Annotated in this window: 12 protein-coding genes; 3 read left to right on the top strand and 9 right to left on the bottom strand. The window is 46.1% G+C overall.

The window, feature by feature from the left end:
• Positions 1 to 4: 4 nt before the first annotated feature.
• Positions 5 to 1,372, top strand: coding sequence for an efflux transporter outer membrane subunit (locus C510_RS0104030; protein WP_026320091.1), 1,368 nt, complete (start codon positions 5 to 7; stop codon positions 1,370 to 1,372).
• A 402-nt stretch (positions 1,373 to 1,774) separates the two neighbouring features.
• On the opposite strand, the gene C510_RS0104025 is transcribed toward C510_RS0104030, so the two are convergent.
• The 5 genes from C510_RS0104025 to argR form a co-directional block, all read right to left on the bottom strand.
• Positions 1,775 to 2,899, bottom strand: a complete 1,125-nt coding sequence (locus C510_RS0104025) for an aspartate aminotransferase family protein (RefSeq protein WP_018710050.1) — start codon at positions 2,897 to 2,899, stop codon at positions 1,775 to 1,777.
• A 99-nt stretch (positions 2,900 to 2,998) separates the two neighbouring features.
• On the bottom strand, positions 2,999 to 3,967 hold the full coding sequence (gene argC / locus C510_RS0104020; protein WP_018710049.1) for an N-acetyl-gamma-glutamyl-phosphate reductase: 969 nt from the start codon (positions 3,965 to 3,967) through the stop codon (positions 2,999 to 3,001).
• Positions 3,964 to 5,172 carry an argininosuccinate synthase gene (locus tag C510_RS0104015; protein WP_018710048.1) on the bottom strand — a complete coding sequence of 403 codons (1,209 nt, stop codon included), beginning with the start codon at positions 5,170 to 5,172 and terminating at the stop codon, positions 3,964 to 3,966. The genes argC and C510_RS0104015 overlap by 4 nt, the downstream gene beginning before the upstream one ends.
• 107 nt (positions 5,173 to 5,279) lie before the next feature.
• The gene (locus C510_RS0104010) at positions 5,280 to 5,852 is read right to left on the bottom strand and encodes a GNAT family N-acetyltransferase (RefSeq protein ID WP_022339161.1); all 573 of its coding nucleotides are present in this window, start codon (positions 5,850 to 5,852) and stop codon (positions 5,280 to 5,282) included.
• Positions 5,853 to 5,866: 14 nt separating this feature from the next.
• Entirely contained in the window at positions 5,867 to 6,346 is a 480-nt protein-coding gene (gene argR / locus C510_RS0104005; RefSeq protein ID WP_018710046.1) for an arginine repressor, read from the bottom strand.
• Positions 6,347 to 6,583: 237 nt separating this feature from the next.
• On the opposite strand from argR, the gene C510_RS0104000 reads away from it, so the two are divergent.
• Entirely contained in the window at positions 6,584 to 7,312 is a 729-nt protein-coding gene (locus C510_RS0104000; protein WP_025892244.1) for a class I SAM-dependent methyltransferase, read from the top strand.
• Between the two features lie 71 nt (positions 7,313 to 7,383).
• Here C510_RS0104000 and C510_RS0103995 read toward each other — a convergent pair whose 3' ends face one another.
• Positions 7,384 to 8,163 (bottom strand): Cof-type HAD-IIB family hydrolase, encoded by a 780-nt coding sequence (locus C510_RS0103995; RefSeq protein WP_018710044.1) that lies wholly within the window; start codon positions 8,161 to 8,163, stop codon positions 7,384 to 7,386.
• A gap of 99 nt (positions 8,164 to 8,262) precedes the next feature.
• On the opposite strand from C510_RS0103995, the gene proB reads away from it, so the two are divergent.
• The gene (gene proB / locus C510_RS0103990) at positions 8,263 to 9,345 is read left to right on the top strand and encodes a glutamate 5-kinase (protein ID WP_018710043.1); all 1,083 of its coding nucleotides are present in this window, start codon (positions 8,263 to 8,265) and stop codon (positions 9,343 to 9,345) included.
• Positions 9,346 to 9,427: 82 nt separating this feature from the next.
• On the opposite strand, the gene C510_RS0103985 is transcribed toward proB, so the two are convergent.
• From C510_RS0103985 to C510_RS0103975, 3 genes are all read right to left on the bottom strand, one after another.
• Positions 9,428 to 9,928: a porin family protein gene (locus tag C510_RS0103985; RefSeq protein ID WP_025892245.1), complete on the bottom strand. Its 501-nt coding sequence runs from the start codon at positions 9,926 to 9,928 to the stop codon at positions 9,428 to 9,430.
• 173 nt (positions 9,929 to 10,101) lie between these two features.
• Positions 10,102 to 11,196 carry a helix-turn-helix domain-containing protein gene (locus C510_RS0103980; protein WP_026320090.1) on the bottom strand — a complete coding sequence of 365 codons (1,095 nt, stop codon included), beginning with the start codon at positions 11,194 to 11,196 and terminating at the stop codon, positions 10,102 to 10,104.
• Positions 11,197 to 11,410: 214 nt separating this feature from the next.
• The gene (locus C510_RS0103975; RefSeq protein WP_018710040.1) at positions 11,411 to 12,991 is read right to left on the bottom strand and encodes a Gfo/Idh/MocA family oxidoreductase; all 1,581 of its coding nucleotides are present in this window, start codon (positions 12,989 to 12,991) and stop codon (positions 11,411 to 11,413) included.
• Between the last annotated feature and the right edge of the window lie 104 nt (positions 12,992 to 13,095).

Genomic DNA, 13,095 nt, shown 5'->3' with positions numbered 1-13,095 from the left:
GAATATGAAACAATATATCCTAGCATTCGGCGCAACCCTCCTGTTGAGTGGTTGCGGAATCTATACCCGCTATGAAGCGCAGACCACCGTCCCCGATAATCTGTATGGTGATGAGGCGGAAACGGTGGCCACCGATACGGTCGGTCTGGGAGACATCGGCTGGCGCGATTTCTTCAGTGATCCTTATCTGCAGGAACTGATAGAGCGAGGACTGGCGCAAAATACCGATGTGCTGACTGCCGGACTACGCATCGAAGAGGCACAGGCTGCTCTGCTTTCGGCCAAACTGGCTTTCCTCCCGTCGTTCGCACTGGCTCCGCAAGGAAGCCTGGGAACAGTGGAGAGTCAAGTGTCCCGTACCTATACTTTGCCGGTTACGGCCAGTTGGGAGTTGGACATCTTCGGTAAACTCCGCAATGCCAAACGGCAGGCGAAAGCCGCTTATGCCCAAAGCGAAGACTATCAGCAGGCGGTCTACTCCAGTCTGATAGCCAACATCGCCAATAACTATTATACCTTGTTGATGCTGGATGAACAGCTGGCCATTTCGCGGGAGACCGCTGCCAGCTGGAAAGAGACAGTGGCATCTACGCAAGCTTTGATGGATGCCGGTCTGGCTGATGAAACGGCAGTCTCTCAGATGAAAGGAACTTATTACGAAGTGGAGAATTCCGTTATCGACTTGGAAGAACAAATCAGTCAGGTGGAAAACAGCCTTTCGCTGTTGCTGGCCGAGACTCCGCATAGCTTTCAACGGGGAAAATTGTCCGAGCAGGAATTCACTTCCGAACTGTCTACAGGGATACCGTCGCGTATGCTTTCACAGCGCCCCGATGTCCGCATGGCTGAACGGCAGTTGGAACAGGCCTTTTATGTGACCAATCAGGCCAATTCGGCTTTCTATCCTTCCATCACTTTGGGTGGAAGTGCCGGATGGACTAACTCGGTAGGGTCTATCATTACGAATCCGGCCAAGTTCGTCACATCGGCTCTGGCTTCACTTACCCAGCCGCTGTTTAACCGGGGGGCCCTTATCGGACAGCGTCGTATCGCCAAGGCACAGCAGGAAGAAGCGCTTCTGGCTTTCCGCCAGCAGTTGCTGAATGCCGGTTCTGAAGTGAACGACGCGCTGGTATCTTATCAGACCAGCAAGAAGAAGAAAGAGAATTACCGGCATCAGATTACTGCACTGGAACGTGCCTATACCGGTACATCGCTTTTGATGGAGAACGGAAATACTACCTATCTGGAAGTATTGACTGCCCGTCAGAGCCTGCTTTCGGCTCAATTGTCGCAAACGGCCAACCAGTTCAAGGAAATCCAAAGTCTGATTAACTTGTATCAGGCTCTGGGAGGTGGAAGGAACGGGTAAAATATAATGTTCCCCTTTCTGCAGTGTGTCCTGAGATTTAATCTTTTCACATTCATAATCAATTCTTTTCACATCTTCATATAGGTAGTGGATGCACTGCGAGGGGAACTTTTCTTATACTAGCTGTCTGTTTATCGTTGCGTTAGTTTCATCGGAATTGGAACCTGTAGATTCGTTTCAAGGATTTGAAACCCTTCTGCAAGCTTCCGGTTCCGATGATTTTTTATGGAGTAGCGATACCCAACGCTTGGATGATTGGTCTGAGATGGTAAGAACCGCATGCGGAACAGTGCAGGATGGATAGGCTGCCGGATGTCATGAGAAGGGGGAGGAATCCTTAAAAAAAGAGCCTGCTTCCCCAATGAGAGCAGGCTTCTAAAGAGAAAATCTGTATGCTGATTATTATTTCAGTACGTTATGCAGACGGTTCAGGAATTCGTCGGCTTCGGCCATGCTCAGGCAGAGCGGCGGAAGGAGACGGATAACATTTGTACCGCTGACTCCGGTAAATACTTTCTGTTCGAACAGCAGTTTCTGGCGGATTTCCTTGATGGGGTTTTCAAATTCCAGTCCGATCATCAGACCGCGTCCGCGTACTTCCTTGATGCCTTCGAATTTCTTCAGTTCTTCCATGAGGTGAGCACCTACACGAGCGGCGTTCTCTACCAGATTTTCTGCCTTCATGACATCCAGTACAGCGATGGCTGCCGCACATGCCAGGTGGTTTCCACCGAATGTGGTACCTAACTGTCCGTATACCGGAGTGAATTTCGGGCTGATGAGCACTCCCGCCATCGGGAATCCGTTACCGATACCTTTGGCTACAGTAATCATGTCCGGGCGGATGCCGTCATACTGGTGTGAGAAGAACTTACCGCTTCGGCCATAGCCTGACTGGATTTCATCCAATATCAATACTGTTCCGTTTTCGTCACAGGCCTGACGGATGGCTTGCATGAATCCCGGTGCCGGTACCTGGATACCTCCCACACCTTGGATTCCTTCAATGATGACGGCGCAGACGTCTCCTTTGGCAAGTTCGGCCTTCATGGCATCTACATCGTTCCACGGCAGGTAGGTTACGTGTCCGTTATCGTTTACAGGAGCGATGATTTTCGGATTGTTGGTAACCTCTACGGCCAGTGAAGTACGTCCGTGGAAGGCTTTTGCGAAAGAGACGATACGGGTACGTCCGTTGTAGAAGGATGCCAGTTTCAGCGCATTTTCGTTGGCTTCAGCACCCGAATTGATGAGGAAGAGCTGGTAATCGTCATAGCCGCACATGGCTCCCAGACGGTCTGCTACTTCCTGTTGCAGCTTGTTGATGACTGAATTGGAATAGAATCCCAGCGAAGCTACCTGTTTACTGATAGCCTCTACGTAATGCGGATGTGCATGGCCGATGGAGATGACGGCATGTCCTCCGTACAGATCCAGATATTCCTGGCCTTTGTCGTCCCATACGTGACAACCTTTTCCTTTGACGATGTTTACGTCAAACAGTGGATATACGTCGAATAATTTCATGTCTCTCAATTAAAAAATTAACAACTAAAAATTAAAAACGAAGTACATGTACGATTGACATGATCCTCTGTTTTTAATTTTTACTTTAATTATTTTTCCTTAGAATGCGCTCGGCTTCAGTTTAAGACCGGTCGTTTCTTCCAGATTGAACATCAAGTTCATGTTATGTACGGCCTGTCCGCTGGCACCTTTCAGCAGGTTGTCGATGCAGGAAACAATCAGTAGCTTGTCGCCGAACTTTTCCAGATGGATAAGGCATTTGTTGGTGTTCACTACCTGTTTCAGGTCGATGTTCTTGTCTACGATGTGTGTGAACGAGTCTTCCGCATAATAGTCTTCATACATCTTGATGATTTCCGGTAGTTCTACCTTGGTTTTGACCACCAGTGTAGCAAAGATTCCGCGCGGGAAATCGCCACGGTATGGAATGAAATCGATATCGGCCTGAAAACTGTTCTGCAACTGCTTGAGTGACTGCTTGATTTCAGGCACGTGCTGGTGGCTGAACGGTTTATAGATACTCAGGTTGTTGTTTCGCCAGCTGAAGTGACTGGTAGCTCCTGGTTTCACGCCGGCTCCTGTACTTCCGGTGATGGCGTTAACGGAGATGTCATCGTTCAGCAGAAGATGTTTAGCCAGTGGCAGTAAGCCCAGCTGGATACAGGTGGCGAAACATCCCGGATTGGCTACATGCTTGCTGTGACAGATGGCACGGCGATTCAGTTCCGGCAAACCGTAAACGAAATCGTGGTCATCGCTCTTGATGCGGTAGTCCATTGACAGGTCGATGATTTTCAGATCCTCCGGTACCTGATGGCTGTCCATAAACTTTTTTGTATCGCCATGAGCGGTGCAGAAGAACAAAACATCGATGCTGTCGAGCGGAAGCTCGTCCGTGAAGACCAAGTCGGTTTCGCCGTACAAGCCTTCGTGTACATCGGTAATCTTGTTGCCTGCGTTACTGGAACTGTTGATGAATTTGATTTCTACATCCGGATGGTTGATGAGCAGGCGAATCAGTTCGCCTGCCGTATATCCTGCTCCTCCGATAATACCTGCTCTTATCATACGTCAGCTTCGTCTTTGTGGTTGGCGTAATAGGCACGAAGTGGAGTAGAAAGTACCTTGATAAATCCTTTGGCATCTTCGGCAGTCCAGCCTTTCTGCATTTCGCCGTATTCGCCAAATTTGTTCTTCACCAAATCATCTTTCGAGTTAACACCTACGGTAGAGAAGCAGTATGGGCGCAGTTCCAGAATGGCTGTACCGTTTACGTTACGCTGTGATTCCTGAAGCATGGCTTCGATATCACGCATCACCGGTTCCAGGTATTCACTTTCGTGCAGGAACATACCATACCAGTTGGCTACCTGGTCTTTCCAGTATTGCTGCCATTTGCTCAATGTATATTTTTCAAGGAACTTGTGGGCACCGATAATCAGCATCGGAGCAGCGGCTTCGAAACCGACACGTCCTTTGATACCGATAATCGTATCACCTACGTGCATGTCACGGCCGATACCGTAGGCGGCACCGATTTCTTCCACTTTCTGGATAGCCTTGATTTTGTCTTCGAACACTTCTCCGTTTACAGCATAGAGTTCACCTTTCTTGAATTCCAGCTTCAGCTGTTCGCTTCCGGTCTTTGTTACCTGTTTCAAGTAAGCACTTTCCGGCAATCCTTGGGTAGAGTCAAGGATTTCGCCTCCGCAGATAGAGGTTCCCCAGATACCTACGTTGTAGGAGTATTTCAGTTTGGTGAAATCAGCTTCGAAACCGTGCTCTTTCAGGTAGTTGATTTCATAGTCACGGCTCAAAGCCATGTCACGTGTCAGGGTAATGATTTCTACACCAGGGGCCATAACCAGGAAGGTCATGTCGAATCGTACTTGGTCGTTTCCGGCGCCGGTTGAGCCATGTGCTATAGCATGTGCACCGATTTCGTTGGCGTAACGGGCAATAGCCAGTGCCTGGAAGATACGTTCTGAACTTACAGATATAGGGTATGTACCGTTGCGCAGGACATTTCCGAATACCATGTATTTCAGACTCTTTTCGTAATATTCGTGGGTTACATCAAGAGTTACATATTTTGTGGCGCCCAATTTGTAGGCATTTTCTTCGTTCTTCTTCAGTTGTTCTTCGCTGAATCCGCCGGTATTGGCACAAGCCGCGTATACCTCGTAACCTTTTTCCTTGGCAAGGTACATGACTGTAAATGATGTATCCAAGCCACCGCTGAATGCTACTACTACTTTCTTCTTTTCTTCCATATTCCTGATTTTTTAGTTTTTCACTTGATAAATTGATTAAGGTCGCAGTCGGCGGATAGCCTATCTTTGGGTGTGTGGCCAATCTGTTTCCTTATCGTCTGTATATTTTAAAAGTTGGTGACTTTATCGTCCAGGTGCAAGGACGGGTCGTATAACATGGCTGTACAGATGCAGAACTTACGGTTTTTGGCCATAAGAATTTCATGGTTGATACAGCCTTCACATCCTTTCCAGAAAGATTCGTCGTCTGTCAGTTCATTGAAGGTGACAGGTACGTATCCCAGTTCTGTATTCATCTTCATGACAGCTGCTCCTGAAGTCAGACTGAAGATTTTGGCTTTCGGCCATCGGAGTCGTGCCAGTGTAAAAGAGGCATGTTTGATACGTTTAGCCAAACCGCAACCGCGGTATTTAGGGTGTACAATCAGTCCCGAAGTGGCTACGTATTCCTTATTTCCCCATGATTCGATGTAAGTGAAACCGGCAAAGTCGTCGCCACACAAAGCGATGATGGCTTTACCTTCTTTCATTTTTGTAGCTACATATTCGTGTGTGCGTTCTGCAATTCCTGTACCGCGTACTTTGGCGGCTTCCCGGATAGTGTCCAGGATGGTATCAACGTATGCTTCGTGTGAAGCATCGGCTACCATGACATCTATTTGCGGTTTAGTGCTATCCATTTTTTATTTAGTTGTTATTTAGTTATATTCGGAATGAGGTTTGATAAGGTGTGTATCACATCGTGGCGGGAATGTCCCTCGCGGATGATGAGCATGATGGTGTCATCGCCTGCTATTGTACCGATGATTTCGTGGAAATTATGGTCATCGATGTCATAGGCTAAGCTACTGGCATATCCCGGACGTGTCTTTATAACCGCAATGTTTCCTGAGAACTCGATTGACATGAACCCGTTGTATCTGAGCCCGTCGTGCGTATTCGGAACATCAGAAATGCGTTTGTATAGGGTATTGTTGGGCAATACATAGACATAATTGCCGCTGATGCTGGCAGCTTTGGCCACTTTCAACTGCTTCAGGTCGCGTGAAAGTGTGGCTTGTGTCAGTTGGTAACCTTCCTTACACAACTCCTGCAAGAGTTCTTCCTGACTTCTGATCTCTTTGGACGAGATAATCATCTTTATGGAATCCAGTCTGTTGTTCTTGTTCTTCATTGCATAATTATTCTTTACAGGTTGCAAAAGTACGGATATTTTTTAATTATGATGCATAAAACTGCGATTTTTTGTGTGTTTATTCTAAATTATTCTTAAAATCATGAATAAATAACCAACTGTAGGAGAATAATTCTGCAAGTGGACGAATAAGACCTTGTTTCCTTACTTTTCCCGACAGGCTGAAATCTGAAACCTTTTCATTATCTTTACTGCCATAACTTATAGTATAGTGGTATGAAAACAGATTTGTTGGCAGCCGGAAAAGATCCGATGGGAGCTGCCATTCTGGATTATTGGCAAAAAGGAAAAACAGGCAGATTACGTGTCTTTTCTTCACAGTTTGATGAAGATGAGATTCCTGTAGAAACTTTGTTTCGTAGTTTGGAGGAGATGCCTGAACTGGAACAGAGAGCTTTGCAGATGGCTCAAGGGCGTATTCTGGACGTAGGTGCCGGAAGCGGTTGTCATTCGCTGGTCTTGCAGGAAATGGGGAAGGATGTGCTGAGTATCGACATTTCGCTTCTTTCTGTACAGGTAATGACAGAACGGGAACTTGATGCCCGACAAGTGAATTTATTTGATGAACATTTTGTAGAGCGGTTTGATACCATCTTGATGCTGATGAACGGTTCAGGTATTATCGGTAAACTGGCTAATTTGGAAGTGTTTTTCCAGCGTATGAAATGTCTGCTGAATCCCGGTGGTTGTATATTGATGGATTCCAGTGACCTCCGTTACTTGTTCGAAGACGAGGACGGCAGTTTTCTGATTGACCTGGCCGCTGATTATTACGGAGAAATTGATTTCCGGATGCAATACAAGCAAGTGAAGGGAGATACTTTCGATTGGCTGTATATCGACTTCGATACATTAAGCATGTATGCCTCTCAGTTCGGGTTTATTGCAGAAAAGGTGTTGGAAGGAGAACATTATAATTACCTGGCCAAGCTGAGTCAGCGCTGATGAGGCCAGGTAAGGATAAGAATCCTCGGAATTACAAACCAGTATAGTTCCGTGGATTCTTATGCGTATACTTATGCAAGTATCTTGAAGTGACGCAAAGCGTTCAGGATACCATCATCGTCTACCGAAGTGGTGACGTAGTTGGCAGCAGCCTGTATTTCCGGAGAGGCGTTCCCCATCGCTACTCCGATACCGGCATGTTTCAGCATTGGAATATCGTTTCCTCCGTCACCGAAAGCCATGGTCTCTTCCAGGCGAAGGCTGTAATAGGCAATGACTTCATCAATTCCCCGGCTCTTGCTGTTGCCACGGGCAATGATATCTGCAAAGAGCGGATGCCAGCGCATCGGTTCGCAGTGGGGAAGCACCTGTCGGAAAATCTCTTCATCGGCTTCGGCTTTGAAATAGCCCATCGTCTGTAGGATGTCTGTCTGGAGCGCTTCTTCAATGGGGCGTACCGGTGGAACCGGTATGGCTATCAGTCGGCTGATTTCTTCTACGTCGGCGTTGACGTGTGTGATGAACCACTCGTTGTCGTGTACAAAGACAAAGGGGTAATCATGATTTTTGCAGTAGCTGACCAATTGTTCGATATCGTTGGGAGGAATGCTTCCTTTGTAGATGTCGTGATAGTCGGCTGTAAAACAGTGGGCGCCATTCAAGGTGATGTATCCGTCAAATTCCAGATCATCGAGATTGTTGATAAGCAGTTTCGGGCGTCCGGTAGCGATGAACAGTTTGACTCCTTGCTCATGGAGCTGTTTCAAAGCTTTGCGGGTGGATTCAGGAACTGTATGTGTGCGGAATGAAACCAGTGTTCCGTCGATATCGAAAAAGATGGCTTTTATCATAACGGGTCGTTTTGTTAGTTTTGTGCGACAAAGATACGAAATCTGATACAAAAACTCTATATTTGCCTTCCAGTATAGAATATTTTAAATCAGAAGTACATGGACTATCAGTATACAAAGCTAGCAGTCAAAATAGGCAGTAATGTGCTGACCCGTAAAGACGGTACACTGGATGTGACCCGTATGTCTGCCTTAGTCGACCAGGTAGCTGAACTGCATAAGGCAGGAGTAGAGATTGTTTTGGTCTCTTCGGGAGCTGTGGCATCCGGACGGAGCGAAATCAAACCGTCGCGGAAGTTGGATAGTGTGGACCAGCGGCAATTGTTTTCAGCGGTGGGACAGGCCAAGTTGATAAACCGTTATTATGAGCTTTTCCGCGAGCACGGTATTGCTGTGGGGCAAGTGCTGACGACGAAAGAAAGTTTCGGTACCCGCCGCCATTACCTGAATCAGCGTAACTGCATGCGGGTGATGCTGGAAAACGGAGTTATTCCGATAGTGAATGAGAATGACACGATTTCGGTAACGGAGCTGATGTTTACCGATAACGATGAACTCTCGGGCATGATTGCGTCTATGATGGATATGCAGGCGCTGATTATTCTGAGTAACATCGACGGTATCTATAACGGGTCTCCTTCACAGCCGGGTACTTCAGTTATCCGGGAAGTGGAACAAGGAAAGGATTTGTCAGACTATATACAAACTGAGAAATCCGGTTTCGGGCGAGGAGGTATGCTCACGAAGACGACAATAGCCCGTAAAGTTGCTGATGAAGGCATTTCGGTAATCATCGCCAATGGGAAGAAGGACAATATCCTGATTGATATTTTGCAACATCCCGAACAGACTGTGTGTACCCGGTTCATTCCGGCAGACTCGGATGTGTCGAGTGTCAAGAAATGGATTGCTCACAGTGAAGGATTCGCTAAAGGAGAACTGCACCTGAACGAGCAGGCGGTAACAGCTTTGAGAGGGAAAAAGGCTGTCAGTGTACTGCCGGTAGGAGTCACTCGCATTGAGGGTGATTTTGAAAAGGATGACCTGGTGAAAATCATGGATGCCCGTGGCAGACAGGTTGGCGTGGGCCGTATCACAGTTGATTCGACCGAAGCCCGTGAGATGCTGGGTATGCATGGCCAGCGTCCGTTGGTACATTATGATTATCTGTATCTGGAATAAGGCAAAGACATACCTTGGGGTAGCCCCAAGGTATGTTGCAGACAAAGCGCTTCACAGCGTGACCTAATTGTCAGACAAAAACTTAGAATCGGTACATGATTGTTGCCAACGGGACAAATTGTCCACCTTCGATAATCTGATATTTGGCTTCTACTCCCACGCACCAGTTAGTGCCCAGATTGAGTTGTGCGCCTACACCGACATTGGCTCCAACCCAGCCGTCAGTTTCGCTTTCTCCTTCATAAGATGCTTTTCCGTGCATGTAGGTCAGACCCACTAACGGATAAAGTTTGAAACTTTCTCCATGCAGTACATTCCAATGTAAATCTACATTGATATCCCAATAATTGTAATCTATTTCTTCACCATAGCCTATGTCCTCCGAAGTCTTGAAATAGTAATTGAAAGACGGGGCTATGCTGAGTTGCTCAATGATATCATATTGAGCTCTCACACCGATAAAAGGTTTGGAAATGTCAGTTCCGTAACCGATATTTATACCAGCTCCCCACTTATTCTCTTGGGCAAATGTTGTCACCGATGCGATGCAACACATCACAATGAATAGAAATAGTTTTTTCATACACCTGTTGTTTTAAATTAGTATTAGATTGAACTATCACAAAGCTATGAAAAATGTTATTTCGGCGGATAAATGACTTTTGGAAAGGTGTCCCATTTGTGTGAAATGGGACACTTTTGGATGGATGAAACTACTTTTGGGACTTTCTGAGGCTGGCTTCTAGGCCATTCCTGTTATTTTTCCAGGTACTTCAGAGGAGATACTCCGTATTTTCTCATGAAGTTCCGATAAAAGGTGGAGCGTGAAGTGAAACCGGATTGGAACATCAGTTCCTTGACATTTTTCTCCGGGCATGTATCTGCCAGCTGCTTGAAAAATTCCAACCGCAATGAACAGATGTATTCCCGGAATCCGGTATATCCGCTACTTTTGATGGCTTCGGATACAGACGATTCTTTTTGGTTCAAGGTTGTTGCCAAATCTTGGATGCTGTAATGCTGGTCAGTGAATGCCAAGGTCTGTTTGAGTGTATCTTCTATGGTGCCGAAAAGGGGGAGTACTTGCATCTCGTTTTGTTGGACTGTGGATACTTTTTCCGGGCTTTTCTCGTTGTAGAGCATTTGAGTATGTGTGGAGAAAGGATTCTCATTGAACAGGTATTCGAAAGAAAAAACCAGGGTAAACACGATGGCCGTAATTCCGAATAAGTTGAATATGAATTCATTGATACTCAACGTAAACAGAATGTATATGACGAGGAACAACATCATGAATCCGATGAACAGATACATTTCTTTGTTGATTTTCCGGTATGCTTTGTGATGAGCAATGGGATAGAGCGCGAAGGCTGTCGGTGTGATGATGGTAATCAAGAATATGATACATCGGAGGAGTACATCTGTTTTCCCCAGGTTCGGGAATACTTCTGAAAGAGATAGGATAGGAGTGAAGTGTCCGTTGAAACCAAGATAACTTAAACCGGTAGTGACAGTTATGAGTGGTAATAACTGGAGAATCAGGATTCGGAACGGTGTCAGATACCCCGGGCAGAGTGATGCTGTTGGGAAAAGGCAGACGATACTGGCTGGAATATACCATTTCAGCATTTTCTCAATGTTCAGTAAATCCGTGAAGCGGTAATTGGGAGTATCTGTTACAATCATCAGCCAACCGATATTTTCCCAAATGAAGACTGCGCCGATACAAACGGCAATCATGCCCCAATAGCGTTTCTGATTGTTGTCTTTTGCCTGAAACGTCAAGACACATCCGATGATACAGGCCAACATATCGAATGCCAGTTCTACTGATAAATATAAAGTCCCCATATTTTTGTCTTTTATGCTCTGTCTTTTGTGCAAAAATATAATTTTTTCCTTGATTTCCTAACTAAAAGAAATTATTGAAGGCTTTATACCGGTTTTTTATGCTGGATGTTTGTCTAATTGTATATTCCTGTAATCGGTTCTAAACGAAACGGGCTGTTATCCACATGACAGATAACAGCCCGTAGAATAATACTATATTTAAGAGAACAATTGTTTACTTACGTACTTTCTTTGCTTCTTTAGCTTCTTTCTTGGCGATTTTTGCCCATTCCTTAGCACCTTCTTCTTTCAGTTTGGCAGTAGCTTCCTGAGCGGCTTTCATAGCTTCTGCTTCTGCTTCCGGAGTAGCAAATGCATGTTTGAATCCTTTTACATCGTTCCAGTGACCGCGTGTGAAATCCGGGAAGGCAACTGCGGCACAACCGTTATCCATAGAGATGGCACCCAGTTCGGCCAGTGAACACCATTCAGCCAAGTCGTATACGTCCATATCCAATGGCAGACCGTTCTGCAGGCAGTATACCAGACGGCTGTCCATGATGAAGTCCATACCACCGTGACCACCTACTTCCTTGGCCATTTCACCGTATTTCTTCAGAATCGGATGTTCGTATTTGGCTACCAGTGCATCCATTTCTTCTTTCGGCAAGAAAGAGTGTGAACTCAGGTTGTCTACTTTCGGCTGAACACCTGAAGCGCTCATTTGAGCAGCATCTACTGCATAACCTTCAATCGGATACTTGTTGGCGAAACCTTTGGTACCTGTCAGCTGATACAGACGGTTGTATGGTTGCGGAGTCATCACATTGTGCTGGATTTCGATGACTTTTCCGTTTGCGGTACGAATCAACGTAGTAGAGTGGTCACCGTTACGGAAATTGTCGCAAGCCTCACCACTGGCTTTTTCAACCAGTTCTTTACCGATAACTGATTTGGTATCCATAGCTACCAGGGTAGTCATACGGTCGCCACGGTGAATATCCAATGCCTGAGCCACAGGGCCTAAGCCGTGAGTAGCGTAAACATCGCCACGGTTTTCCATGTTGTAGCGCAGACGCCAGCCTAACTTGTCTTCTTTGCCGTTCTTCCAGTAATAAGGCCAGAAATCACTCAAGTTATGGATGTAGGCACCCTGTGCACGCAGGATTTCACCGAATACGCCCTGCTGTGCCATGTTCAGTGTATTCATTTCGAACCAGTCGTAGCAGCAGTTTTCCAGAATCATGCAGTGCTTGCGTGTCTTTTCACTCAAATTGATGAGTTCCCAGCACTGTTCCAGATTCATGGCAGACGGAACTTCGATGGCTACGTTCTTTCCATGTTCCAATGCATATTTAGCTACCGGGAAATGATGGTCCCAGTCTGTTGCGATATATACCAAGTCAATGTCTTCACGTTCGCACAGTGCTTTGTAGCCTTCAGCACCTGAATATACGTCTGCTTTCGGCAAGCTGGCCTTACGTAAGAATTTCTGGCAGTTTTCTGCACGTTCCTGTTCATAATCACACAAAGCCACGATGTCCACTCCCGGAATATAGGTAAAGCGTTCTACGGCACCTGGGCCACGCATACCTAATCCTACAAATCCTACGCGGACAACATTCATTTTAGGTACAGTCAGTCCCAATACATGTTCTTGTCCGGCCGGGCGTTCTGGAGTATCAACAACGATGGTTCCTTTGTCCCAATGCCATTTGGTAGATGGTGACAATGATTGTGCTTGAGTGCTTACTGGGGTGATAGTCAATGCAATGCATGCAAAAGCACCCAAAAATAGGTTAGAAAGGTTTTTCATAATGTTTAGGAGTTATTGTTTCAATGTTCGAAATTAACTAATTTGCATACATGGTTGTGTTTCTGTTAGCGTTTTTTAGGATTTTAACGTGTGCTGGGTGTTAC

This window comes from Phocaeicola barnesiae DSM 18169 = JCM 13652 (assembly GCF_000374585.1).
Classification (GTDB): domain Bacteria; phylum Bacteroidota; class Bacteroidia; order Bacteroidales; family Bacteroidaceae; genus Phocaeicola; species Phocaeicola barnesiae.
The sequence above is the reverse complement of the archived record's forward strand: the minus strand, read 5'-3'. Positions and strand labels throughout refer to the sequence as shown.

Bases quoted from the DNA above. Each gene is read 5' to 3' on its own strand.
- C510_RS0103980 (WP_026320090.1), bottom strand. From the start codon at position 11,196: ATGGGGACTTTATATTTATCAGTAGAACTGGCATTCGATATGTTGGCC.
- C510_RS0103985 (WP_025892245.1), bottom strand. From the start codon at position 9,928: ATGAAAAAACTATTTCTATTCATTGTGATGTGTTGCATCGCATCGGTG.
- C510_RS0103975 (WP_018710040.1), bottom strand. From the start codon at position 12,991: ATGAAAAACCTTTCTAACCTATTTTTGGGTGCTTTTGCATGCATTGCA.
- C510_RS0104000 (WP_025892244.1), top strand. From the start codon at position 6,584: ATGAAAACAGATTTGTTGGCAGCCGGAAAAGATCCGATGGGAGCTGCC.
- C510_RS0104015 (WP_018710048.1), bottom strand. From the start codon at position 5,172: ATGGAAGAAAAGAAGAAAGTAGTAGTAGCATTCAGCGGTGGCTTGGAT.
- C510_RS0103995 (WP_018710044.1), bottom strand. From the start codon at position 8,163: ATGATAAAAGCCATCTTTTTCGATATCGACGGAACACTGGTTTCATTC.
- proB (WP_018710043.1), top strand. From the start codon at position 8,263: ATGGACTATCAGTATACAAAGCTAGCAGTCAAAATAGGCAGTAATGTG.
- C510_RS0104025 (WP_018710050.1), bottom strand. From the start codon at position 2,899: ATGAAATTATTCGACGTATATCCACTGTTTGACGTAAACATCGTCAAA.
- C510_RS0104010 (WP_022339161.1), bottom strand. From the start codon at position 5,852: ATGGATAGCACTAAACCGCAAATAGATGTCATGGTAGCCGATGCTTCA.
- C510_RS0104030 (WP_026320091.1), top strand. From the start codon at position 5: ATGAAACAATATATCCTAGCATTCGGCGCAACCCTCCTGTTGAGTGGT.
- argR (WP_018710046.1), bottom strand. From the start codon at position 6,346: ATGAAGAACAAGAACAACAGACTGGATTCCATAAAGATGATTATCTCG.
- argC (WP_018710049.1), bottom strand. From the start codon at position 3,967: ATGATAAGAGCAGGTATTATCGGAGGAGCAGGATATACGGCAGGCGAA.